We start from the raw sequence: 24,201 nt of genomic DNA on the forward strand, positions 1-24,201 counted from the left end.
TCAGTTCACCTCAATTAGTTGCATGAAACGTTCGATCTCCTCAAAAGAGGTCAGAATCCCCGTGGGTTCATGGGCCGCCAGTGCCGGGTGAGCATAGGACCCCGTGGTGACGACAAGTTGCTTGTACCCGGCACCCTTGCCCGCATGAATATCATCGGGGGTATCCCCGATGACATAGACCTCGTCGCTCGTGTACTTGCAAGCGAATGCCGCTTCGGCCCTACTCACGGCAAGCTTGACCAGGTCGGTCCGGTTCTCCGCCTCGTCACCATAAGCACCTAGTGTAAAGAATCTCTCGAGGCCGGCATGTCGCAATTTGATCTCTGCACCCCGTCGATTGTTCCCAGTCACAATAACCATGTGAATGCCCGCCCTACGCTTTAGTCTTTCGAGCAGCGGGACCACACCAGGTAAACAGGTGATCGTATTCTCTTCCCTGAGGTGGCGATCAAGAATAGATCCATAGGCTTCGAAAAAGGAGTCCATGGAGTCCAGTGGGAGCGCATGGTGGTCCAGTGCCCGCCTCAAGATCCCCGAGTCCAGTTTCCCGGCCATGGGGACATCTTTGAAACCAGAATCAATTTCGAAAAAAAACAAAAAGGTTTCATCCATGGCCCTACGGCCGCTACCGCCACAATCGATTAATGTACCGTCGATATCCCAAACCAATAACCGTCGCATCGGTTTACACCCCTTCTATTGTAATATAAATCCACTGCGAATGAAAGTCACCGGAAGCGACTCATCACGCCGCGGTTCGCGTTCTGGACCCAGACGTCCCCCTGCTCCGCTCCTTGGTCTTCCAACCCCTCGTCAATTGCCTCGACGATTTTCCACCAACTCTTGTTCCAATTGCAAAAGAGTGTATCTTTCTCCGGCGCACGACCGGCCAATCGCTGGATGACCATATCGGGATTCACCAGTCGGAGAAAGCGAATGACGCGGGCGACGTAGTCCTCAAAGGCAATCACTTGAAGGGTCCCTTCCTCGAACTGTCTTCCCATAAGGGTGTTCTTGGCGATATAAAGGGAATGTAGCTTCACCGAGTCCACAGACAAGGCGTTCATCATTCCCGCGGCCTCTTCCACATCGATCAATTCGTCACCGGGTAGGTTCAAGATCAGATGCACACATAGTTCGAAACCCCGTCGTTTCACACGTAGCGCTGCATCGACGAAGGCCGCGAGACCGTGTCCGCGGTTGATACGCTCGAGGGTCCGATAGTTGACGGTCTGCAGACCCAGCTCGATGGTCACCGATATACCCGTTCGATCACGCAAGCGTTCGAGATAATTGAGCTGTTCCTCGGTCATGCAATCCGGTCTCGTGCTGATGGCTATTTCTACGATATCCTCCCCAACGGCCTCCTCCATGTACATTTCAAAGGTTTTTTGGTCCATGTAGGTGTTGGTGAAATTCTGAAAATAAGCAATGAAACGTTTCGCTTTGAAACGCTTTGCCATGAAGGTTCTGTTTTGATCCAACTGGGACCGCACGGGCACACAATCGGCAAAACTTTCGAAACCGGTCCCCACCTCCGCACAGAAGGTGCATCCCGATCGCGATAGGTTGCCATCACGATTCGGACAAGTGACCGGTAGATTGACCGGTAGTTTATAGACCTTTTCACCATACTTTTCTTTTAAGTAGACGCTGTAGGTACGGTAGCGTTTTGAGGACATAGAAACTCCTTCCATCTGATAAATCACTATTCTCATCCTACACCATCCGCGATGATTTGTGTAGTTTTTCGCCTGAAAAAAGCACCCTCCCCGAAGGGAAGGTGCTCGGCTTTTTCGTTTTACTGCATTGGAATCATGATCTCGTCGCCAGGGAAGATCAGATCGGGGTTTTCCATGTCATTGTACTCGGCAAGTGTCTGCCAAGTTGTGTCGTACTTCGCTGCGATCTTGTAGAGCGCATCGCCCGAAACAACCGTGTAGACTGCACCTTCAACTACAGGCTCTTCGGTTGATTCTTCCATGGTATCCATCGCCACAACGCGACCTTCTACCATGGCACCAGCTGTACCGTACTCAGCGATATAATCCATCACCGCTTCGTCAAGACCCGGGTACTCACCTAAGATCGCATCGTCTGCGAACATCGTGTAGTCATCGCCACCTGCGGCCATGAAGTCATTGGTGGCCAGTACGTAGGTTTCCATGATATCCAGTGGTTCGCCATCGACGGTGACTTCCGTCACGCGCATCATAGCGGGTTTGCTCGGATCAAAAGTAAAACTCATGCCGCCCACATGTGGGAAAGCACCTTTTGTAGCGGGATAGCTATCGATACCATGCTCGATGGCCATGAGCAGGTCTGCACCGCTTACTTCTTTCGTCACGATATAGTTACCGAAAGGTAGCACCGTGATCACATCACCTTTTGTCACTGTGCCGGATTCGATTGAAGCGCGGATTCCGCCACCATTTGTCATGGCGACATCAGCACCTGTTACATCCAGCATCGCATTGGTAATCAGATTACCGAGGTTCGTTTCACCTGTGCGTACGAGCTCACGTTCGCCAACCAAATCTTGATCAGCTTCACCAACGACTACCGATGTGATCTCCTCGATCTGGGTCTTGATATCGGCGACTAGCGATGTGATCTCTTCTGCATCTTCTAACTCAGCTGCTTCTTCCTTTGTCAGGTGAGAAGGCATCACGGTCAATGAACCGTCTGCGTATACGACTTCCACCAGCCCAAGGGCCTTATCATATTCTCCGGCCATGACGATCGTCGTATCACCAACGACAAGACCTTCTGGCAAGAAAGTGTGAGAATGTCCGTCCACGATAATATCATAGCCAGGAACCGCTTCGGCGATATCGGCAGACGTGATCTCTGTTGATTCGTCTACTCCGACGTGGAAAAGCCCGATGACGATATCCGCTTCGTCTTCCACCGCTGCGAGCGCCTCGCGTGCTGCTTCGATGGGGTTCGTGAACGTGATCCCTTCGACATTCTTAGGATGCGTTTTATAAGAGGTTTCTGGAGAGGTCATGCCCACGATGGCAATGCTCACACCGTCGATCTCTGTCATCGTGTAAGGAGGTAGGAAATTTTCGCCATCCTTCATGATGTTCGCGCTGACCATGGGGAAGTCGATCATGTCTTTCAACTCGAGCAGCCGCTCCTGGCCGTAGTTGAAATCGTGGTTGCCGACTGTCATCGCATCATAGCCGATGGCATTCAGTACCCGAACAACCGATTCGCCTTCAACCAGCGATGCAATCGTCTGGCCATGGAAGGTGTCTCCAGCATCCAGGATCAAAAGTTCTTTTCCCTCTTCCTCGAGCATTCTTACTTTCGTGTAAATCTTCGCGAAGCCCATACCATCGTAGTCGCCCTCTTCAATTCGAGCGTGGGTGTCGTTGGTGTGGACGATCGTGAAGGTCGTCATGTGATCATCGGCAAAGGTAACGCCCGATGCGATCAGTACGACGAGCAACATGATGCTCAACAATTTTCTCATACAGCAAATCCTCCCTTGTTAAATGATATTTATCTAAAATCCCACGACGGGATTTCAGACGATCTGTGATGATGGATTCTCTTCATTCAAATGAAAAGGCACCGTTTCCACCTGGATCTTACGATTCAGATGGTTCTCAAGACGATGGATCATATTCTGCTGTTCATCTTTTTCAAAGGATTCACCCATCACAATTGTATCGATCCGGTGATCCTCTGCATACTTACCTAGGGTCCCCTCTATGTCCTTGGCTTTGATCACGCTGAGCGAAGCACCATGCTGTTTTGAAATATCAAATAGATATTCCAGGGCATCGGCTTCTTTCAGTTGGCCGAAATAACGCCAATTCTCCTTGACCACGTGTACGACATGGAGTTCATCCGATGCCTTTCGCATATACGTGGCCCCTTGGGCGATCAAGCGTTCACAGGACTTCTGTTGGGTAACACATACCATGATTCTTTTCTTTCGCATGCAGCAACTCCTTTTTACTCTTCTTAGCTCAAGTATATCAAACGTTGCTTACACGTGTGTATTCTTTGTAAAAACTTAACAAATTGTTCACTTCGAAAGAGAATGCCGAGGGAGACCCCGGCATGATAGATTACGCTTCTAAATATTCTTTTAATGACTCGGGAATTTCTTTAGGCGGATGACTGAGGGTCAAGTAAAAATTGATTTCATACTTCTCAGAGAGATTGTCGACTTTCTTCAACCATGGGGTCAAGTCATCAACGGAAATGTCGATCACGTTCTTGATTCCGTCTATATAAACGCTTTGTATATCAAAGTCGTTGGAGATTAATCCGCAGAGGAAACCATAAAACTCATCGGGTTTTTTGATTGGGAACTCATCCATGGAGATAAAACGAATGTCATGCTTCACTTCATACATATGATGGGAATCGTCGTCAATGTAAATAATGTGACCCTTGATCTTTCCCATGTCGTCATTCGCTCGATCAATGAGCTGCTTGGTCTTCCCTGTACCTTTTGCACCACAGATAATCTTGACCATAAGAATTCCTCCTTCATCCTCTTGTGTCTCGAAAGTGCCTGGGACGGTCTCTTCTCTCTCCGTAGCACGGTCGTCTCCAGTTCCTTCAAGACGTCATACGTTTTTTCGAGGAAGTTCAGTCGTGAATCACGACGCTCAGATCATCGAGGTAAGATTTCCTCAATTGACCACAGGCGGCGTTAATATCCGAACCGAGCTCCCGACGAATTGTCGTATTCAATTTATACTCCTCCAAGGTGCTTTTAAACGCTGATATCGCATTTTCTTCCGTCGGACGGAAATCTTTTTCCTGCACAAGGTTGACGGGAATCAGATTTACATGCGAAAGTGTTCCACGGAGCAGTTTCCCCAGCGCGTGGGCGTGACGCGGGGTGTCATTTTCTCCGCTGATCAAAGCATACTCAAATGTGATTCTCCGGTGCGTAGTCTCACTGTAGTAACGACAGGCGGCCATGAGATCCTGCAGTGGATACATGCGACCGATCGGCATCACCCGCACACGTTCTTCATCAAAGGGATTATGGAGCGAAATGGCCAGGTTGATCTGCAACTGCATATCGGCAAGCTCATAAATTCTGGGGACAATCCCACAAGTCGATAAGGTGATCCGCCGGTGACTGAAGTTCAGTCCCTCTGGATCGTTCACCATCTCGAGATAGCGGACCACCTCATCGAAATTATCGAGCGGCTCACCACTGCCCATGAGCACCACATTCTGCAGTGTCACCTGCTCCGCGTCCATGATGGTCAGCATTTGCCCTAGAATCTCCCCCGCTGTCAGATCGCGTACGCGGCCCTCCAGGGCAGACGCGCAGAAGGTGCAACCCATGCGGCAGCCCACTTGTGTGGACACACACACACTGTTTCCATGTCGGTATTTCATCAGTACGGCTTCGATGATCTGACGATCTTTCAGTGCCATGAGGTACTTGATGGTCCCATCTGATGAGACGTGGCGCTCGACAATCCTCACATTATCGACATAGGCTTTCTCTGATAAGGCTTCTACCATTTTTGCAGGAAGATTGGTCATCTCCTCGAAAGACATGATGCCCTTTGTGATCCAGTTGAAGAGCTGTTTCGCTCGAAAAGCAGGGTAACCTTCTTCTACGATCCAACCCTTGAGAGCCGTAAGATCCATGTTCCTCAGATCAATCAAGACGTCTCCCCCGTTCACGCAAGAAAAGCTTAAAGACCTCCACCGATCGATTGACAATCAGCTCTTCGCTAATGCCCGCCCGTTCGGCCACCGTCAGCGCATCTCCAAAATTGCCCAGGTCATAAGCGATATGAGAATCGCTCCCAAACATCACCCGGACCTGTTTCTCTGCACACAGCTTGGCGATTTCCTGACAACGGTCCCAACTACCCCGGCGGGAAAAGGAGCGGAAGGAGGAGTTGTTGATCTCAATCAACACATTGTATTTCTTGGCACCCTCCACAAGTGCTTCGAAATCCACCGGGACCTGGGGATTGCCCGGATGACCGATGGCATCTACCACACCCGATGCCATGGCAGCCAAGTAACTCTGTGTATTTTCCTCCCTTGTCCCTGGCTCGAGCGTCGGAGGGTGAAAGCTGGCGATCACAAAATCCAGATACTCGGCCAATGGCCGTTCTACATCGATGGTCCCGTTGAGATCCACGATGTTTGCTTCAACTCCCCGTAGAACCTCGATACCCTCGATGCGTCTCGGGATCACCGACTGGTTACCGATGTGAAAAATATGACTAGCGCCCGGCATCTTGGGTCCGTGGTCGGTCAGACAGAACAGTTCGATTCCTCTCTCACCGGCGATTTTTACATAGTCGCTCAGCGTGCTATAGGCATGGCCACTGGCGATCGTGTGGACATGGGTGTCCACCACCATTTTCGAGTACATATTAATAACCTCTTTCTATATCCACGACGTTTTTCAACGGCTCTTTTACCATATAACGCCTCAAGTTTTCCTTGATCAGAGCGAAACGCCTCTCGTTTCGCATTTCAGAGATCCATGAGTTGTGAGGGGTAATCAGCACACGATCGAATGCCCACAGCGGGGACGTGGGATCTAGCGGCTCTTCCGTGACCACATCGAGGGCCACCCCGGAGAATTTCCCGGTATTCAGCACGTCGATCAGCGCATCCTCGTCCAGGATCTCCCCCCTGGCAATATTGATCAGCACCGCATCATCTGCCATGAGGGCAAGACGCTCACGATTCACGAATCCTCTCGTCGAGGGTGTCGCCGGTAGGGCGATCACCACAGCATCGAGCGTCGGCAGGTGTTCCTCCACCCGGTCCAGTGCATAACAGGCATCAAAGTGGTTCTCCGCATGTCCTGTCGTGTTGAAACCGATCCGTTCCACTTCGAAACCCGAAAGACGCTTGGCCGTTTCCGATGCAATGGTCCCGGTACCGAGAAAGCCGATTTTTTTTCCGAAGAGCTCACGCACTTCACTCGAGAGCTTCCACTGATGCGCCCGCTGTTGTTCGTAAAGCTTAGGACTCTGCTTGTAGATCTCAAGTAGTTTACCGACGACCCACTCCCCCATGGGAATCGAGTATCCCCCACGGTTGTTGGTCACCGTCACCCCCTGGGCGATCACTTCTTCTTTGGGCAATTGATCGATTCCGATGGAGGACAGCTGGATCCACTCGAGGCGCGACATGCGGGTGATGTCGATGCGGTCGAAGGGATTGTAACAGCACAAAATCTCAACCTCATCGACCTCAGGACCATTCTCCACTTTCTTCTCGCTGATGTAGAGCACCTCGTAGCCCATATCCTTGATCTCAGCCATTTTCTCATCGCCATAGTGATAAGTGAACAGTACTTTCATCCTTTTCACCTCCGAAAGAAAAAGTTACTGCATTGATGCAGTAACTCTACGTTGTTATGTTTTCTTCGTAATCGTCGATATAGTGGGTCAGAATATCCGCCAAACCCACGAACTCACATCCGTAATGATATAGGGCTTGCTCTTTCTCATAGCGCGTGCGGATGATCTTGAGCACACTGTAAAAACTGCGGTCTTCGCCGAGAGAAATGCGGGCGTTGAAGAAAAAATTGAGTGGTAGTTCCACCGTTGTCACGAAACCGATACCACCTTTGGAAATATCGATCACCTCGATATCCTTGTTGATCTCCTCGAGTGCTTCCTTACCCTCTCTATAGAGCGAGTCTACGTGAATGTAAATGTCCACGGGCAGTCGGTTGTACCTTCGTCTTTCTTCCATGTCACTGGTCCCCCTCGTTCGGATACCGTTCCTTGATCGTCTTGATCTGTTCATAGTGCTTGAAGAATAAGGAGACAATCGTCGGGTCGAACATGGCACCCGATTGGTCTCTCAAGTAGGCCAAGACCTCGGCCTCTGGCCACGCCACTTTGTAGACGCGCTTGTGGCTCAGTGCATCGTACACATCACAGATCGCTGTGATCCGTGAGAAAACATGAATGTCATCACCTGCCAGGGACAGGGGATAGCCAGTGCCATCCCATCGTTCGTGATGTTGCCATGCGATCGTTGCTGCTGCCTTCAGTATATCACGATTTGATTTTCTGAGTACTTCGTACCCGATGGTCGTGTGCGTCTTGACGATCTCGAACTCATCCACATCCAACCGACCCGGCTTATCCAGGATTACATCCGGGATCCCGATTTTTCCGATATCGTGCATGGGTGAGGCGAGACGCAGAAGCATCGCTTGCGATTCCTCGAGCCCGTAAGCACTCCCCAGGACATAGGAATATTCTGCCACACGCCTCACGTGATTTGCCGTCTCCTTCGATCGGGTCTCGACAATCTCACCGAGGGTGATGATCACTTCCTTCTGTGTATCGATAATCTCTTCACTGAGATACAGATTGTCGATGGCCACAGCGACGTTCGAGTGGAAAATCTTAATCAGATTACGGTCCAATCCATCGATCGGTTGTTGGGCCTCGAAGAAAACTATGGTCTCCAAACCACCGAGCGATTCAAAACTCCCGAGAAATTGTCGGCCTTCGAAAAAGGTCCCGCGCTCGTTTCTGCCCGGCCCAATCCGCTGCTTTTCCGCTTCGGGCCAGTCGGAAAAATGATCTCCGGGACTTTCCTCATACCGACCGCTACGCGCCACGACGACCAAGTGCTCGGAGCGACCAGACAGAACGAAGCCGCTACCATACTCCCGTCCATTTGCCCGCGTCAGTTCATCCAGTCGATCCAGCACTTTCATCGAAAAATCTTCGATCGTCTGCAAACGGAAGAGCTCTCTAGAGGATCTCAGGATTCCCTCGAGCCCCCGTTGGTTCTTCTCGATCGTCAACATGTCCTGATAGGCCCTCAGGGAAGCGACTACCGCCGTGTATAGCTTTTTCACCGTCAACTCGGTCTTCGATTTATAGTCATTGATGTCATAGTGGCGAATCACATCTTCTTCAGGTGCCTGTCCCGGCTGTCCGGTTCTCAGTATAATGCGCACCAGCGAGTTTTTCAGATTCTCCCGTACGTATTGAACGACCTTCAGGCCGGCATCTTCTGCTTCCATGACGACATCGAGGAAGAGAATTGCGATTTCTCCTTCTTCCGCCATCATCCGTTTGGCCTCTTCACCGGAATAGGCGCTCAGAATTTCCACACCCCGACCCTCGAAGTGAAATCTTTTCATGACCATGCGCGTCATTGTATGGACCTGCTCTTCGTCGTCTGCCACGAGAATTCGCCATGGCGGGGCCGTCGCATGTTCTGGTATCTCGATCCTATCTCGATTGAACTGCATCAAATCCATAAAACGCGCCACCTCATTCTTCATTCTCTTCTTTCTAGTATACGGGCTCTGCCAGGAAATAGCTATTTTTTTCTTACCCTCCTACCGCAGCTACAACCAAAGAAAAGGCTCCCTAGGCGGGAGCCTCTTGATCAAGTTCCATTAGCAATTGGCCGGCTGAAACCGTCTCATTTTCTTTCACCAGAATACTCTCCACAGAACCGCTCAGCGGCGACGTGATCTCAGTCTCCATCTTCATGGCCTCTACGACCAGCAGCGGTTGACCCATCACCACTTTTTCCCCTGGGGAAACGAGAATCTTTGATATGCTACCGGGGATCGAAGCACCCACCTGGCAATCATCCGATTCGTCTTTCATCGGAATCGACTCCCTTTGCTCCGTCTTGGCCGCCTTCTCATCTTTGATGCGAATCTCACGACGGTTGCCATCCACTTCAAAGACCACCGTGCGCTGGCCATCTTCAGCGACCTTGCCGATCTCGCTGAGCGTGATCACGATCACGCGTCCTTCGGTGACTGTCACCTCACATGTCTCCCCTTCTTTGAGGCCGTGGAAATAGACGTCGGAGCCCATCTCGCTGAAATCGCCACTCTTTTCGAGATAGACCAGGTAATCCTCATACACCTTGGGATACAGAGCGTAACTGATGCGCTCTGACCGATCGAAGGGGCGTCCGTAGGTCGTCTCGAGATGTGTATTGATCGCCTCGAAGTCTTCAGGTTTGAGCAGTGTCCCCGGACGAACGGTAATCGGCTTTTCCCCCTTGAGTATCATTTTCTGAAGGTCCACCGGAAAACCACCCTCCGGCTGTCCCATCATGCCCTTGAAGTAGGCCACCACACTGTCGGGATAAGTAAGGCCCTTTCCCTTGTCCAGGATGTTCGCGGGTGTCAGATCATTCTGTACCATGAAGATCGCCATATCCCCTACGGCTTTCGACGAAGGGGTCACTTTGACAATATCCCCCCACATCAGGTTTACGGCCCTGAACATTTCCTTCACTTCGTCAAATCGATGGCCAAGTCCAAAGCTTTCCACCTGCGGCTTGAGGTTGGAGTACTGCCCACCGGGTATCTCGAATTTGTATATCTCGGCTGCACTGGATCGGAGATCCGATTCATAAGCCTCGTATACCGGTCTTACATTCGCCCAGTAATCGTTGAGCTGTTGTAGCTCCTCGGTGTTGATCCCCGTGTCTCTCGGTGTATGCTTCAGCGCCTCCACCACGCTGTTCATCGCTGGCTGGCTGGTGAGCCCGCTCATGCTGTTGATCGCCGTATCCACGATGTCAGCGCCCGCCTGTGCGGCCATGAGCATGCTGGCCACACCGTTGCCCGTTGTATCGTGGGTGTGCACGTGGAGCGGGATGCTGATTTCATTCTTGAGGGCTTTCACGAGCTTGTAGGCTGCATGGGGCTTCAGAAGGGCAGACATATCCTTGATCCCCAGGATGTGAATCCCACGTTTCTCAAGTTCTTTCGCTTTCTTCACATAGTAGTCCAGGGTATACTTGTCCCTCGTCTCGTCCAAAATGTCACCGGTGTAGCAAATGGCCGCCTCGGCCACCTTACCGCTCTTGATGACCTCGTCGATCGCCACTTCCATGCCTTCGATCCAGTTGAGAGAGTCGAAGATCCTGAACACGTCGATTCCACGTGCGGCCGACTCGCGGATCAATTCTCTGATCACGTTATCGGGGTAGTTCTTATAGCCCACACCGTTGGATCCGCGAAGGAGCATCTGTAGCAAGAGGTTAGGTACGCGCTCGCGAATGAGATCCAAGCGTTCCCAGGGGGATTCCTTCAGGAATCGATAGGCTACATCGAAGGTAGCGCCTCCCCACATCTCCAGTGAGAAGAAATCACGTCCGATGTGCGACGTGGCCTTGGCAATTTTTTTCATATCCTTCGTCCGCATACGCGTGGCCATGAGCGATTGTTGGGCATCGCGCATCGTTGTATCCGTCAGGAGCAACTTACGCTGCCCCTGGATCCATCGAACGAGACCATCGGGACCCTGCTCATCGAGAATTTGCTTGGTCCCGATCAGTTTGTCCGTCTTCGGCACCTTCGGTACCTTGGGTACATCATAATCCCGCTTGTCTCCGCCCGTTTCGTTCACCACTTTGTCTGCCAGGTAGTGAAGTACCTGTAGCTCATGGCTCTTTTTCACGGAAAGATCGAAAAGATCCGGATGGACGTTGATGAAATTCGTATCACACTCTCCGCGTCGGAAGACCGGATGGTTTAGTACGTTGATCAGAAAATCCGTGTTCGTTTTCACGCCCTCAATCTTCAGTTCCTTGATCGCCCGGATATTCTTGTTGATCGCATCGTCGAAATGGCGGGACCAGGAGGTAGACTTCACCAGCAGCGAGTCAAAATAAGGACTGATCACCGCACCGGTGAATCCATTCCCTCCATCGAGACGAATCCCAAACCCTGCGCCCGTTCGATAGACATCGATGCGTCCGGTATCCGGCATGAAATCATGGTGTGGGTCTTCCGTGGTCACCCGGCACTGGATGGCGTACCCGCGTGGCTGGATATCCTCCTGCCCCTGGATTCCAATCTTGTCAGAACCCAGGGCATGACCTTGTGCGATGAGAATCTGCGCCTGCACAATATCGACACCTGTCGTCATCTCCGTCACAGTGTGCTCCACCTGAATGCGGGGGTTCATCTCAATGAAATAGTGATTGTCCTCCTTGTCCACGAGAAACTCAACGGTACCAGCGCTTCGGTATTGTACGGAGGCTGCGATCTTCAGTGCATCGGTACAAATTTCCTCACGTTTTTCATCGCTCAGGGATAATGCCGGCGTGAACTCGATTAATTTTTGATGGCGCCGCTGGATCGAACAGTCTCTCTCGTAGAGGTGCACGAGATGACCTTCCGAATCCCCTAGCACCTGTACCTCGATATGCTTGGGACTCTCAAGGTATTTTTCGATGAAAATCTCCTCGCTCCCGAAGGCCTTCAAAGACTCCGAGCGCGCGTGCGCATATGCCTTTAGCAGGTCTTCTTCATTGCGCACGATCCGCATCCCCCGACCACCGCCTCCTGCCGCGGCCTTCAACATGACGGGATATCCGCAGTGAGCGGCAAAATCCTTCGCCTCGGCATCGGAGGTAATCGCACGGGTGACCCCAGGGATCGTGGGTACGCCTACCTTTTCAGCCACTTTTTTCGATGCGATCTTGTCACCGAGCGCACGCATCATGTCCGCTGTGGGCCCAATAAAATGAATCCCCGCCTCTTCGCACTTCTCGGCAAACTCCGGATTCTCCGAAAGAAAGCCATATCCCGGGTGAATCGCATCAACGCCTTTTTTCTTGGCCAGTTTAATGATTTCTTCGATGCTCAGGTAGGCTGTCACCGGCCCTTTGTTCTTTCCAATCTGGTACGCTTCATCTGCCTTCGTTCGGAACAGGGCATTCTTATCTTCGGCGGAGTATACTGCCACCGAGCGGATTCCCAGCTCTTTACAAGCACGGAAGATTCGAATTGCGATCTCCCCTCGGTTCGCCACGAGCACTCTCTTGAACTTTTGCATTCTCACCACTCCATTTCCGTATATTTCGAGTATAATTGTATGCAATATTCGTAATTATTATTCTTACTATACCAAGAAGAGACGCCCTCTTCAAGAGTAAAAATTTATTTATTTAACTTTTGCAGGTTTTTTCTTAACTTAGTAAAGCAACATCGTTGCAAACTTAAATAAATACAGCAAATTTCCTTATATTGTAAATCGGGGCAACAAAAAAACACCGGTTGGCCGGTGTCTCTTGCTATGCATTCTCTGACAGATTCTCTACCAAGGGAATCGTGATCATCTGATCGATTTCGTGGTCCCAACGGACCACCTGATCCCCTTCTAGGAGGGCATAAGCGCGATCTTCAGCGGCAGCCATCGATTTGATGAAGCGGACGCCCTCTACCTCTACGGGTTTCGCGAAGGTCTTGTGGTTCACCGGATTGTATCGACCCCAGGTGTATATCTTCCCGGTCTCAGACAAAGCGATAACAAAATCACCCTTGGCCTCCACACGTATGATCCCCTTGAGGCTAAGCAGTTCCTCTGGGAACAAGTACTCATCCCTACCGCTGATGCCCAACTGATTGTGATCGTTCAGGCCACAGACCACCACCCGGTTCGCGTTGGTCACGCAAATGGTGTAACGATCCCCAGCCATCACCTGCTTGATATTCTTAAACTCTGTCATGACCACTTCCATCGGGCCGCTCTTCATACCCAGGCCGAGTTGACCGTGGTCATTATCACCCCAGGCCAGTACGGTACCGTTGTAGCTCAAGGCCAAGCCATGGGTAGCACCCAGTGAAATCTGCTTGATATTCTCAAGCCCCGGCATCTTGATGGCCGTCTCTTTGTAAAGGATCCGTTCCGGTGTCAGCTGGCTGTTCTGGTTGTCTCCCCAGAGGTACACATCACCATCCACCGTCAGCACACCACTGTGCTGGTAGCCACAGGCCACTTGTTTAACACGGTCCATCCCCCATACTTCTTTGGGAAATCGGCTATCGTGCCGATTGCCAAGGCCCAGCTGCCCGCGGTCATTCTTCCCGGCAGCGTACACCTTTCCATCGTAGGTTTTGAAGAGGGTATGGTATTCACCCGAGGCCACGCTCTCGATAAAATCCAACCCATCGACACGGATCGGCTCGAGGACCTCATCGGTGGTTCCCACGCCCAGTTCACCGTGGATATTCTCCCCGGCACCGTAGACGTGTCCATTCCATTTGACGATAAAGAATTGGTAGCGACCGGCGGCAATCGAAAGCAGTCCCGGCTTCTCCACCACTTCGATCGATTCTTCCGCCCATTCGGACCAGTTCCCGTTCTGATCCATAATCCGCAAACGGATCGTTTTTGTACCGGCTTCTTTGAACCGTGATCTGTTGTTCTCCCACTTGTACTCCTTGATCACCTGGTCTTCTGCCGTTGACGCCGAGGCATCATACTCCACCAGCGTGGTCGTGGTGATGTCCTTGCTCGGGATCACTTTGAACCGCGCCACGGGCATTACCTCGCTAGTTTTGTTCAGGCTGAGGAAACTCAAGTGGAGTCGGTCGCCACGGATAACAGATTTCCCGCCCACCCGTCGCAAGATCTCTCTCTGCTCTTCCTCTTCCAATCCCTTCACGACCAAAAATTTGCCATCCTTGGATAGGCTGTAGGGATCGAGGTTTATCTTCTGCGATAGATGCTCCGTCAGCTCATGCAGATCAATCGGCTCACGTTCCTGTTCTTTTCGAAAAGTAAGAAACGCCAGCTTCAACTGCTTGTACTCATCAAATACATCTCTCTTCTTCCCAAAAGGTTTAAGAAAGATGAGCATGCCCGTGACGAAAAACAATAGGATAAGGGTTAGAATAATGGCTAGTATCACATTCGTACACTCCTCACAAAGAAAAAAGTAGCTGGTATGCAGCTACTCTTATTCTATCATTGGGTGGAGTGCTTTGCACTCAAAACTGTGTTATACAGCAACATCGTGATGGTCATCGGACCTACCCCGCCGGGAACGGGTGTTATATAACTCGCGTGTTGCGATACCTCTTCGAAATTCGCATCACCATACAGCTTCCCATCCTCACGATTGATGCCCACATCGATCACCACCACACCGTCCTTGACCATATCGCCGCGCAGGAAATTCCTTTGCCCCACTGCTGCAACGATCAAATCGGCCTGCTTCGTGATTGCGGCCAGATTCTCCGTGCCCGAGTGACAGATGGTGACGGTGGCATCTGCATCGAGGAGCATTTGCCCAACGGGCTTACCCACGATGTTGCTCCGTCCCAAGACCACAGCGTGCATGCCGGAGACATCGATGCCCTCCGCTTCGATCAGCTTCATGATCCCATGTGGTGTACAGGGCTTGAAAAGAACCCCTTCCCCTGCGAATAGCCGGCCCACATTGATCGGATGAAATCCATCCACATCTTTGTCCGGTGAGATTCTCTCGATCACACGCAGTTTGTCGATCTGATCGGGTAGCGGTAGTTGAACGAGAATACCGTGAATTTTGGGATCGGCATTCTTCTCATCGATCAGTGCGAGGAGCTCTTTCTCCTCTGCCTCGGCGGGGAGGTAGATGCCCTCTGAGTACATACCGATCGCTTCACAGGCGCGACCTTTCGCTTTTACGTAGGTTTGGCTCGCCGGATCCTCTCCCACGAGGATCGTGCACAGACCCGGGGTAATTCCCCTTTCCTTGAGAAGGGCCACCTCGGCGGCCAAGGATTGTCTCATATCTTTAGATACTTGCTTTCCCTCTATTCGTTTCATCCAACCATCCCTTTCCATAGGCTATATACCCATCTAGTTCGTCAATAATATATCGAACAATAAGCAAAATAGCAAGAGGATTATCCGTGATAACACGAATAATCCTCTTCACTTCAATTGCTTAAAGGCTCCTATGCGTCTTTCGCCTTTAGAATCAGCTCACGTGCAGCCTTGGCCTCATCGATCCGTCGCACCGGTGTATGGTGTGGTGCTTCCTTCAACAGTTCGGGCGATTCCTTGGCTTCCCGAGCAATCTGCTTCATCATCTCGATGAATCCATCGAGCGTTTCGCGACTCTCCGTCTCCGTCGGCTCGATCATCATAGCCTCGGGTACGATCAATGGGAAGTAGATGGTCGGTGGATGGTAACCGAAATCGATGATCCGCTTGGCGACATCCAGCGTCGTGACCTCTAAGGAGCGATCCTTGAATCCAGAGAGGACGAACTCATGCTTGCATACGGTATCGATCGGCAGGTGATAATCCTCTTTCAGGAAATGCATCATGTAGTTGGCATTGAGAACCGCGTTCTCCCCGACAGCCTTCAGGCCATCACAGCCCAAGGTTTTGATGTAGACGTAGGCACGAACCATAATCCCAAAGTGACCATAGAAACCCTTCACTTTGCCGATGGACTTCTCTCCACTCATATCCAACGTGTAGGCGCCATTGTCTTTTCTTCTGACCACAGGTTTCGGTAGATAGGGCGCCAGGTGTGATTTCACACCCACCGGACCACTACCCGGTCCACCGCCACCGTGCGGTGTACTGAAGGTCTTGTGGAGATTGAAGTGCATCACGTCAAATCCCATGTCCCCCGGGCGAGCCTTGCCAACGATCGCGTTCATATTGGCGCCATCGTAATAGAGCAAGCCACCGGCCTCGTGAACAGCCCCGGCAATTTCCATGATTTCTCTCTCGAACAGTCCAAGTGTATTGGGGTTGGTCAGCATCAACCCTGCGATCTCATCAGAGAGCAGGTCCTTCAGTGCGGCCACATCAACGAGGCCGTTCTTGTTGGATTTGACCTCCACCACATCGAAACCGGCTACCGCCGCACTCGCGGGATTCGTCCCGTGGGCTGAATCCGGCACGATGATCTTGGTACGCTTTAGATCGCCACGGTCTTCATGGTAGGCTTTCATCAGCATGAGACCGGTCAGCTCGCCATGGGCACCGGCTGCAGGTTGCAGGGTGACCTCGTCCATACCGGAAATCTCTCCCAGCATCTCGCTCAGCTCGTGCATCATGGCCAGGGCGCCCTGGGCATACTCTTCAGAAACCAAGGGATGCAGGTGGGCAAAGCCCCCCATAGCCGCTATTTCTTCGTTGATTTTGGGGTTGTACTTCATCGTACAGGAACCGAGAGGATAGAAACCAGTGTCCACACCAAAGTTTAGCGTCGACAGATGGGTGTAGTGTCGGACCACATCCACCTCGTTGACCTCGGGTAAGTCGACCACTTCGCTCCTTTTCATGCCTCCGGGGAGGTTTATTTCGCTCCGTTCTACATCGAGGTCAGGCAGACGGTAACCCTTTCTGCCGGGATGGTTGTATTCAAAGATTAACTTCGCGGCTTTCTTCATAAGATTCCCTCCAGTGCATCCACCAGGCCATCGATCTCCTCGCGCGTTCGTTTTTCTGTCACGCACAGGAGCATCGCTCCCTTCATGTCGTAGAAGGGCTCAAGATCGAAACCACCGAGATATCCTGCTTCGGACAGTTTCTTGTTGATCTCGTCGACAGGTTTGTCACATTGAATCACGAACTCATTGAAGAAGGGCTCCTCGAATACGGCGTTGACGCCTTCGAGGGCCGTCAATCGTTTGTAGGCGTAATGGGCCTTGTGGTAACTCTGTTCAGCGACTTCTGTGATACCACTTTTCCCCATGAGGCTCATGTAGAGCGCCGCTCTGACAACCATAAGTCCCTGGTTGGAGCAGATATTGCTCGTCGCCTTCTCGCGCCGGATGTGCTGTTCTCTCGCCTGAAGCGTCAGGACGAAGGCGCGCTTACCGTCTTGGTCGACGGATTGACCGCAGATTCTACCCGGCAACTTGCGAACGAGCTTCTTGGTCGTTGCGATAAACCCCAGGTAAGGACCTCCGAAATTCAGAGGTAGACCTAGCGGTTGTCCCTCGCCTACTACGATGTCCACGCCCAGGTTGCCCGGGGCCTCTAGGAGACCGAGGCCAATGGGATTGACATAGGCGATGGATAGGGCTTTATGTGCATGTGTGATTTCCGTGAGTGCACCTAGATCCTCAACTAATCCGAAGAAGTTTGGACTCTGGGCCAAGAAGCCGCTGTAAGCGCCTTCGGCCAGTCTTGTCTCTAGATCCTCTCGATCGGTCACACCGTCCTTCATCTTCACTTCTACCATCTCGACATTCCGGAAATGGAGGTAACTGGCGATGACCTGACGAATCTCTGGGTTCACCGTTTGACTGACCAGTACCTTGTGGGTCTTCTTGCTGGTTGCATCGGCCATGAGCAGCGCTTCAACAGCCGCCGTGTGGCCGTCGTACAATGAAGCGTTCGAAGCATACATGCCCGTGAGCTCACAGATCATCGATTGGTACTCGAAGATGGTCTGTAGCGTCCCCTGTGCGATCTCCGGCTGGTAGGGGGTGTAGGCTGTGTAGAATTCACTGCGACCTGTGATCTGATCGATCACCGAAGGGATCTCGTGATCGTAAGCACCAGCACCCAGGAAACACACCAGTTCGTCGGCACTCTTATTTTCTGCAGTCAGACTGCGCATAAGCCTCCGGATCTCCATTTCGGATTTTCCCGGCTCGAGATCTAGGCTCTCGATGCGCGCTACCTCGGGAATATCGCTGAAAAGTTCAGAGATATCTTTTTTCCCGATGGTCTCGAGCATCTGTTTGCGGTCTTCTTCTGTCATCGGAATATATCGGTTCAATACCATCATCCTTTCTCATGGGACTACTCGAGTGATTCAGTATACCTCTCGTATTCGTCGGCATCCATCAGACCGTCCAGTTCACCTTCGTCCTCCAGCTTGATGCGGATAATCCACGCTGTGAAAGGTTTCTCGTTAAGGAGCTCCGGCTCGTCCTCAAGATCTTCGTTGATCCCGATGATCGTTCCGCCAACAGGCATCAGTGCATCGGAAGCAGCCTTGACACTCTCGATGGCGCCGAAGGCATCCCCCTTCTCGAAACTGTCGTCTTCTTCGGGCATATCCACGAACACGATGTCCCCGAGTTCGTGTTGCGCATAGTCCGTGATCCCGATGAGCGCCTCGTCACCCTCAATCTTGACCCATTCGTGATCTTCTGAGTACAGCAAATCTTTTAAAATTTCCATCATGAACCCTCCTTGGCTATTTTTTATAGTTCTTTTTCAAGAAACGTTTTGAAACCACGGTGGCCTCTTTGGCCTTGCCGCGGATGTCGATGTGGATGGTGTTGCCCATCTGAGCTTGGTCGATGGGCACCATGGCCAGGCCGATCGTCGTACCCAGCGTAGGTGATTTGTAGCCAGTGGTCACGAAACCGATGGGTTCCCCCCCTTCGTTCACCACCTCGTATCCGTGGCGCGGGATGCCTCGATCGGTCAGCTCGAAACCTACGATCTTCCGCTCGAGTCCCTCGGATTTCTGTTTCTTCAGCGCGTCTTTTCCAATGAAGTCATCGTCGACATCCAGTTTCACGAAAAAGCCCAGTCCCGCTTCAAGTGGCGTGATCTCCGGTGATAACTCATTGCCGTACAGGGGGAGCGATGCTTCAAAACGCAGCGTGTCCCTCGCGCCGAGTCCGCAGGGAACCAATCCCTCTTCTTCGCCTGCTTCCATCAGGGCGCGCACGATGGGTTCGATCGCTTCGTTTGTTGAGTAAACTTCGAAACCATCTTCACCCGTGTACCCTGTGCGGGAGACCAGGCAAGGGTAACCCGCCACCTCGACCTCTTCATCGAAATAGAAGAAAGCGATTTCCTCGAGGTTTTTAGGTGTGACCTTTTGCAAAATCTTCTGAGCAGAGGGGCCTTGGATCGCCACCTCTGCAAAGGATGGAGAGAGGTCCTGAACCGTGACATCAAAGCCCTCGGCATTTTTCTCAATCCATGCAACATCTTTATCTATATTGGCAGCATTGATCACGAGGAAAAAATCCCCTTCATTCTTTCTGTAGACCAAGAGATCGTCGACGACGCCACCGTTTTCGTAACACATGAAGGTATAAAGGATCTGATGATCCGCGAGCGACCGCACGTCATTCGTCACAAGGTACTGAACGAAATCTAGTGCCTGTGGTCCCCGTACAGCTACTTCTCCCATATGGGAAACGTCGAAAAGTCCTGCGCGATTCCTCACCGCTTCGTGTTCTTCCACCAGCCCGGTGTATTGAACGGGGAGTTCGTACCCGGCGAAATCAACGATTTTTCCGCCTTGTTCGACGTGCCAATCGTAAAGCGCCGTGCGTTTTAGATTTTCCAATTCTTACCCCTCCTTATGCATTGTTTCCATCCCCTTGCATCCCGCGTATCCTCTGTGGTATGCGGTTCGCAGGGTCCTTCATCACACTTCCGATTCTCTGGTTCGCGTGCGTAGACGCGAATCCATCGTATCTCTTTCTCTTGCTACCGGACGATCGCCGGGATCGGCCGGATACCTGTTTTAAATGTACCACTTGCATCGTGAGATATCAAGCTGATATTAGGGAGGCGAAAGAACGTCGCTGTGGCAGGGAACTCACCCTCTCTGCAGGCATCTGGCCACCACACCACCGCCGGTGTAGCGCATCCGCCTGTGGCAGGTGAGCGACAGATTCTTGTACTCCCGTTACGATAATAGTATAATAATCGAGAAACAACTTCAATCAGATTTCAAAATTCAGTGGCACCCTTCTGATTATTTTAAAACTCCACGAGAATTCTGTAGACTTTCACCCGGTATCATACGGAGGTGACACCGTGATCACAATTATCAATGATCGTACGGACCCCTACTACAACTTGGCCTGTGAAGAGTATATTTTCAACAAGTTCCAAGAGGAAGATGTCTTCATGCTCTGGCGTGACGAACCCTCGATCATCGTGGGTAAAAACCAGAACACCCTCGCCGAGATCAACATCGACTATGTGCGTGCGCACCAGATACCCGTCGTCCGCCGTCTCTCCGGCGGAGGGGCCGTCTTCCACGATCTAGGCAACCTGAACTTCACCTTCATCACGGGTGATGAGGGCGGGGCCTTCAATGACTTCAGACGGTATACGACGCCAATTGTCAACGTGCTCGACCAACTGGGTGTGCAGGCCACGTTCAGCGGCCGCAACGACCTGGTGATCGAGGATAAAAAGTTCTCCGGTAACGCACAGTACAAGAAAAAGAAGCGCGTCCTCCACCACGGCACACTGCTCTTTGCTTCTGAAATCGAAGACTTGTCCGCGGCATTGAAGCCGAGAGAGTCCAAATTCGAGGGTAAGGGCGTAAAATCTGTCGTCAGCCGGGTAACCAACATCGCTCATCATTTACCCGAACCGATGACCGTTGAAACGTTCAAAGAGCACCTGCAGAGAGAAGTGGCCTCCGGTGCTGTGGTACACGAGCTGAGCCCTTCTGAGGTGGCGGAGATCGAATGCCTGGCCGATGAGAAGTACCGCACCTGGGATTGGAACTTCGGCTCTTCCCCGGATTATAGCTTCCAGCGGGAGGAAAAATTCTCCGGTGGACACGTAGAGGTCTGCTTCAACGTCAAAGGTGGTCAGATTGCCGACGCGGTGATCTATGGTGACTTCTTCTCCGAACGAGACCTGGATGATGTCTACGACGTCCTCAACGGCTGCCCACATGATCACGCGGTCATTCGTGAGCGTCTGGCCTCCTTGGATTTCGGCCGCTACTTCTCCAACATCACCCTCGACGAGTTACTCTCTTGTATCGAGTAAAGAAAGGACCAGCTTCCCGCATGTGCGCGGAATACTGGTCCTTTTTTCTTTTTAATTTGCCGCTTTGATTTCTGTCCAAGCGCGGTTGTAGGCATCGATGAAGTCACCCGGATCGAGGAACACCTCGGCTTTTTCAATATCCGCTTCATCAGGATAGGCAGCATTCATCGAAAGGATCTCGTCGTCCAACATCTCTCGGGTTTCTGCGTTCACCGTGGAGTAGCCAACGTAGTCGGTATTGAGGAAAGCCACCTGGGGATCACTCATGTAATTGATGAAGGCCATAGCCTCTTCGTAGTTCGGTGTATCCTTCATGACCACCATGCTGTCGAACCAAATATTGGTCCCCTCTTCGGGGAGAGCATAGGCATACTGGTCGAACTCCGACATGATGGCCACCGCTTCACCCGACCATACGACGGCCAGCGCTGCGTCGCCACTGAGCAGGATGTCCTTCACATTGTCCACCGTGTAGGCTAGTACCAAGGGCTTCTGTTCGATCAACAGCTCTTTCGCTTCATCGAGCTCCGCTTGGTCACGCGTGTTCAGCGAATAACCTAGCTTCTTGAGGGCCACGCCGATAGAATCACGCTGAGAGTCGATCATCGTGATCTGTTTCGCGTAATCCTCATCCCAAAGGATGTCCCAGCTTTCCACGGGCTCATCCACCACTTCGGTATTGTAGAGGATGCCCACCGTACCCCAGAAATACGGTACAGAGTATTGATTGTCGGGATCAAAGCCCAGGTTTTTGAACTGGTCTTCAATATGCTGGTAATTGGGGATCTGCTCGAGATCGATCTCTGCCAGCATATCCTCGTTGATCATCTTCTCGATCATGTAATCCGAGGGGAAGATCACATCATACTCGCCCCCGCCCTGTTTGACCTTCACGTACATATCTTCATTGGTCGCAAAGGTCTCGTAATTGACGCGGATGCCCGTTTCTTCTTCGAAACTCTGGATCACCGACTCATCGATGTATTCTCCCCAGTTGTAGACATTGAGTACGCGCTCCTCTTCCCCACCGCTACATCCGGTGAGCAGAGCGCCGACCAATAGTGTGACCATCAACCATCGGGTCATTTGTTTCATCGTATATTCCTCCTCGTTCTTATAGATCCATTAGGGTTTTCTTCGATCGCTTGTTGATGATGAGCAGCAAGAGTAATACGGTACTGAACAATAGGGTCGAGAGACTGTTGATCTTCGGATTGATACCTCGTCTCGCCATGGAGTAGATGGTGATCGACAGGTTCGTCACGCCCCCACCCGTGGTGAAGAAACTGATCACGAAGTCATCGATACTCATGGTGAAGGCGATGAGCAGACCGGTGATCACACCGGGCCAAATCTCAGGGAGGATGACCTTACGAAAAGCGTAAAAGGGTGTTGCGCCCAGATCGAGCGCCGCTTCTAGCGAATCCCTTGGCATTTGCTTGAGCTTCGGCATCACCGATAGAATCACAAAGGGAATATTGAAGGTGATGTGCGCGAAAAGCATGGTAGTAAAACCGAGTTTCATCTTGAAAAAGATGAAAAGAAGCATCAGGGCGATCCCTGTGACGATATCTGGATTCAAAATGGGCAGGTTGTTGACCGATAGGATCAACCGCTGGTTCATCCGCTTCATATAGTGTATACCAAAGGCCGCGAAGGTACCGATAACCGTGGCGATGGTCGAGGAAAGCACGGCCACCGAAATGGTGTAATAGAGCGCCTTCATGATCTGCCGGTCTTGGAAAAGTGCGAAGTACCACTTCAGTGTGAAGCCATCCCAATAAGCCGTCGACTTGGCATTGTTGAAGCTAAAGATGATCAGCACGAGGATGGGGGCATAGAGGAAGAAGAAGACCGACACCAGGAACAATCGCTTCAACCATTTTTCTACCATAGCGAGCTCCCCCTCTCCTCTTCCTGATCCGTCATCCTATTGAGCACAGCCATACTGGCCAGGATCATGACCATCAGGATCACTGAGAGCGCGGAGCCAAATTGCCAATCTCCCACCCAAATAAACTGTTGTTCGATCAGGTTCCCGATCAGCATGTACTGGTTACCACCGAGAAGCGCCGAGATCACAAAGGTACTGACGGCCGGCATGAAGACCATGGTGATTCCCGTGACGATGCCCGGAAGTGATAGGGGAACGGTCACTCTCCTGAGTACCGTCCATCGTCCGGCCCCCAGATCCTCGGCAGCCTCGATCAGGGACGGGTCGATTTTCATGAGCACCGTGTAGATCGGGAGGACCATGAAAGGCAAGAAGTTATAGACCATACCCAGTAGAATCGCGTGTTCTGTGTACAGAATATTAACCGCCGGTAACCGTAGGAAGGCCAGCAATCGATTCAGAAATCCGTTGTTGGCGAGGATCGCCATCCAAGCGTAGGTTCTCAGTAGGAAATTCATCCACATGGGTAGCAAAAAGAGCAGCACCGCGATCGATTGCATCCGTTTGTCCAGCCGCGTCAAGAGCATGGCCAGGGGATAACCGAGCAGAAGGCACCATGCCGTCGCCCAGAAGGCCAGACGAACACTATTTGCCAGCACCGATATGTAGATTGGATCGAGAAAGCGTCGATACGCGCTAAAATCCAGGGAGAACCCACCGGTTACCCCGTTTAGGCTGAAGTAGAGCACGAGAAACAAGGGAACGACAATAAAGAGACCTGCCCAGAATAGATAGGGTCCTGCCGCCATTTTCTTGAGCATT

Annotated in this window: 21 protein-coding genes; 1 reads left to right on the plus strand and 20 read right to left on the minus strand. The window is 51.6% G+C overall.

Annotated elements, in window-relative coordinates:
* From ACULM0_RS06375 to gcvT, 17 genes are all read right to left on the minus strand, one after another.
* A complete protein-coding gene (locus tag ACULM0_RS06375; RefSeq protein ID WP_463679594.1) occupies positions 1-681 on the minus strand; it encodes an HAD family hydrolase in 681 nt (226 codons plus the stop codon).
* Between the two features lie 47 nt (positions 682-728).
* Positions 729-1,682 carry a tRNA modification radical SAM protein MnmL/YtqA gene (mnmL, locus tag ACULM0_RS06380; RefSeq protein ID WP_463679595.1) on the minus strand — a complete coding sequence of 318 codons (954 nt, stop codon included), beginning with the start codon at positions 1,680-1,682 and terminating at the stop codon, positions 729-731.
* A 119-nt stretch (positions 1,683-1,801) separates the two neighbouring features.
* Positions 1,802-3,481: a 5'-nucleotidase C-terminal domain-containing protein gene (locus ACULM0_RS06385; protein ID WP_463679596.1), complete on the minus strand. Its 1,680-nt coding sequence runs from the start codon at positions 3,479-3,481 to the stop codon at positions 1,802-1,804.
* Positions 3,482-3,535: 54 nt separating this feature from the next.
* Positions 3,536-3,955, minus strand: a complete 420-nt coding sequence (locus tag ACULM0_RS06390) for an adenine nucleotide alpha hydrolase family protein (RefSeq protein ID WP_463679597.1) — start codon at positions 3,953-3,955, stop codon at positions 3,536-3,538.
* 130 nt (positions 3,956-4,085) lie between these two features.
* On the minus strand, positions 4,086-4,499 hold the full coding sequence (locus ACULM0_RS06395; protein WP_463679598.1) for a hypothetical protein: 414 nt from the start codon (positions 4,497-4,499) through the stop codon (positions 4,086-4,088).
* Positions 4,500-4,614: 115 nt separating this feature from the next.
* A complete protein-coding gene (rlmN, locus tag ACULM0_RS06400) occupies positions 4,615-5,658 on the minus strand; it encodes a dual-specificity RNA methyltransferase RlmN (protein WP_463679599.1) in 1,044 nt (347 codons plus the stop codon).
* Positions 5,651-6,382 (minus strand): PHP domain-containing protein, encoded by a 732-nt coding sequence (locus ACULM0_RS06405; protein WP_463679600.1) that lies wholly within the window; start codon positions 6,380-6,382, stop codon positions 5,651-5,653. Before ACULM0_RS06405 ends, rlmN begins: the two co-directional genes overlap by 8 nt.
* A 1-nt stretch (position 6,383) precedes the next feature.
* The gene (locus tag ACULM0_RS06410; RefSeq protein ID WP_463679601.1) at positions 6,384-7,325 is read right to left on the minus strand and encodes a phosphoglycerate dehydrogenase; all 942 of its coding nucleotides are present in this window, start codon (positions 7,323-7,325) and stop codon (positions 6,384-6,386) included.
* A 46-nt stretch (positions 7,326-7,371) separates the two neighbouring features.
* Entirely contained in the window at positions 7,372-7,722 is a 351-nt protein-coding gene (locus ACULM0_RS06415; protein WP_463679602.1) for a PilZ domain-containing protein, read from the minus strand.
* Between the two features lies 1 nt (position 7,723).
* Positions 7,724-9,256: a DUF3369 domain-containing protein gene (locus ACULM0_RS06420; RefSeq protein WP_463679603.1), complete on the minus strand. Its 1,533-nt coding sequence runs from the start codon at positions 9,254-9,256 to the stop codon at positions 7,724-7,726.
* A 112-nt stretch (positions 9,257-9,368) separates the two neighbouring features.
* Positions 9,369-12,812, minus strand: coding sequence for a pyruvate carboxylase (locus ACULM0_RS06425; protein WP_463679604.1), 3,444 nt, complete (start codon positions 12,810-12,812; stop codon positions 9,369-9,371).
* Positions 12,813-13,050: 238 nt separating this feature from the next.
* The gene (locus ACULM0_RS06430) at positions 13,051-14,670 is read right to left on the minus strand and encodes a hypothetical protein (protein WP_463679605.1); all 1,620 of its coding nucleotides are present in this window, start codon (positions 14,668-14,670) and stop codon (positions 13,051-13,053) included.
* 56 nt (positions 14,671-14,726) lie between these two features.
* Positions 14,727-15,572: a bifunctional methylenetetrahydrofolate dehydrogenase/methenyltetrahydrofolate cyclohydrolase FolD gene (folD, locus tag ACULM0_RS06435; protein WP_463679606.1), complete on the minus strand. Its 846-nt coding sequence runs from the start codon at positions 15,570-15,572 to the stop codon at positions 14,727-14,729.
* 131 nt (positions 15,573-15,703) lie between these two features.
* Complete coding sequence (gene gcvPB / locus ACULM0_RS06440; protein WP_463679607.1) at positions 15,704-17,158, minus strand: aminomethyl-transferring glycine dehydrogenase subunit GcvPB; 1,455 nt, start codon at positions 17,156-17,158, stop codon at positions 15,704-15,706.
* Entirely contained in the window at positions 17,155-18,480 is a 1,326-nt protein-coding gene (gcvPA, locus tag ACULM0_RS06445; protein ID WP_463679861.1) for an aminomethyl-transferring glycine dehydrogenase subunit GcvPA, read from the minus strand. Before gcvPA ends, gcvPB begins: the two co-directional genes overlap by 4 nt.
* A 41-nt stretch (positions 18,481-18,521) precedes the next feature.
* The gene (gene gcvH / locus ACULM0_RS06450) at positions 18,522-18,905 is read right to left on the minus strand and encodes a glycine cleavage system protein GcvH (protein WP_463679862.1); all 384 of its coding nucleotides are present in this window, start codon (positions 18,903-18,905) and stop codon (positions 18,522-18,524) included.
* 16 nt (positions 18,906-18,921) lie between these two features.
* The gene (gcvT, locus tag ACULM0_RS06455; protein ID WP_463679608.1) at positions 18,922-20,034 is read right to left on the minus strand and encodes a glycine cleavage system aminomethyltransferase GcvT; all 1,113 of its coding nucleotides are present in this window, start codon (positions 20,032-20,034) and stop codon (positions 18,922-18,924) included.
* A gap of 476 nt (positions 20,035-20,510) precedes the next feature.
* On the opposite strand from gcvT, the gene ACULM0_RS06460 reads away from it, so the two are divergent.
* Positions 20,511-21,485, plus strand: a complete 975-nt coding sequence (locus ACULM0_RS06460) for a lipoate--protein ligase (RefSeq protein WP_463679609.1) — start codon at positions 20,511-20,513, stop codon at positions 21,483-21,485.
* A 51-nt stretch (positions 21,486-21,536) separates the two neighbouring features.
* Here the strand turns inward: ACULM0_RS06460 and ACULM0_RS06465 are convergent, their stop codons facing one another.
* The 3 genes from ACULM0_RS06465 to ACULM0_RS06475 are packed head-to-tail and all read right to left on the minus strand — an operon-like array spanning position 21,537 to position 24,200.
* Positions 21,537-22,580, minus strand: a complete 1,044-nt coding sequence (locus tag ACULM0_RS06465; protein WP_463679610.1) for an ABC transporter substrate-binding protein — start codon at positions 22,578-22,580, stop codon at positions 21,537-21,539.
* 19 nt (positions 22,581-22,599) lie between these two features.
* On the minus strand, positions 22,600-23,379 hold the full coding sequence (locus tag ACULM0_RS06470; RefSeq protein ID WP_463679611.1) for an ABC transporter permease: 780 nt from the start codon (positions 23,377-23,379) through the stop codon (positions 22,600-22,602).
* Positions 23,373-24,200, minus strand: coding sequence for an ABC transporter permease (locus tag ACULM0_RS06475; RefSeq protein ID WP_463679612.1), 828 nt, complete (start codon positions 24,198-24,200; stop codon positions 23,373-23,375). The genes ACULM0_RS06470 and ACULM0_RS06475 overlap by 7 nt, the downstream gene beginning before the upstream one ends.
* Position 24,201 lies beyond the last annotated feature (1 nt).

The sequence above is a fragment of the Halotolerantifilum yawarlongkerapense genome (genome assembly GCF_054506745.1).

Excerpts from the sequence above, each read along its gene's own strand:
- mnmL (WP_463679595.1), bottom strand. The coding sequence starts at position 1,682 with ATGTCCTCAAAACGCTACCGTACCTACAGCGTCTACTTAAAAGAAAAG.
- gcvH (WP_463679862.1), bottom strand. The coding sequence starts at position 18,905 with ATGGAAATTTTAAAAGATTTGCTGTACTCAGAAGATCACGAATGGGTC.
- ACULM0_RS06470 (WP_463679611.1), bottom strand. The coding sequence starts at position 23,379 with ATGGTAGAAAAATGGTTGAAGCGATTGTTCCTGGTGTCGGTCTTCTTC.
- gcvPA (WP_463679861.1), bottom strand. The coding sequence starts at position 18,480 with ATGACAGAAGAAGACCGCAAACAGATGCTCGAGACCATCGGGAAAAAA.
- ACULM0_RS06405 (WP_463679600.1), bottom strand. The coding sequence starts at position 6,382 with ATGTACTCGAAAATGGTGGTGGACACCCATGTCCACACGATCGCCAGT.
- ACULM0_RS06375 (WP_463679594.1), bottom strand. The coding sequence starts at position 681 with ATGCGACGGTTATTGGTTTGGGATATCGACGGTACATTAATCGATTGT.
- ACULM0_RS06395 (WP_463679598.1), bottom strand. The coding sequence starts at position 4,499 with ATGGTCAAGATTATCTGTGGTGCAAAAGGTACAGGGAAGACCAAGCAG.
- gcvPB (WP_463679607.1), bottom strand. The coding sequence starts at position 17,158 with ATGAAGAAAGCCGCGAAGTTAATCTTTGAATACAACCATCCCGGCAGA.
- ACULM0_RS06420 (WP_463679603.1), bottom strand. The coding sequence starts at position 9,256 with ATGGATTTGATGCAGTTCAATCGAGATAGGATCGAGATACCAGAACAT.
- ACULM0_RS06415 (WP_463679602.1), bottom strand. The coding sequence starts at position 7,722 with ATGGAAGAAAGACGAAGGTACAACCGACTGCCCGTGGACATTTACATT.
- ACULM0_RS06465 (WP_463679610.1), bottom strand. The coding sequence starts at position 22,580 with ATGAAACAAATGACCCGATGGTTGATGGTCACACTATTGGTCGGCGCT.
- ACULM0_RS06475 (WP_463679612.1), bottom strand. The coding sequence starts at position 24,200 with ATGCTCAAGAAAATGGCGGCAGGACCCTATCTATTCTGGGCAGGTCTC.
- ACULM0_RS06425 (WP_463679604.1), bottom strand. The coding sequence starts at position 12,812 with ATGCAAAAGTTCAAGAGAGTGCTCGTGGCGAACCGAGGGGAGATCGCA.
- ACULM0_RS06390 (WP_463679597.1), bottom strand. The coding sequence starts at position 3,955 with ATGCGAAAGAAAAGAATCATGGTATGTGTTACCCAACAGAAGTCCTGT.
- ACULM0_RS06410 (WP_463679601.1), bottom strand. The coding sequence starts at position 7,325 with ATGAAAGTACTGTTCACTTATCACTATGGCGATGAGAAAATGGCTGAG.
- ACULM0_RS06385 (WP_463679596.1), bottom strand. The coding sequence starts at position 3,481 with ATGAGAAAATTGTTGAGCATCATGTTGCTCGTCGTACTGATCGCATCG.
- folD (WP_463679606.1), bottom strand. The coding sequence starts at position 15,572 with ATGAAACGAATAGAGGGAAAGCAAGTATCTAAAGATATGAGACAATCC.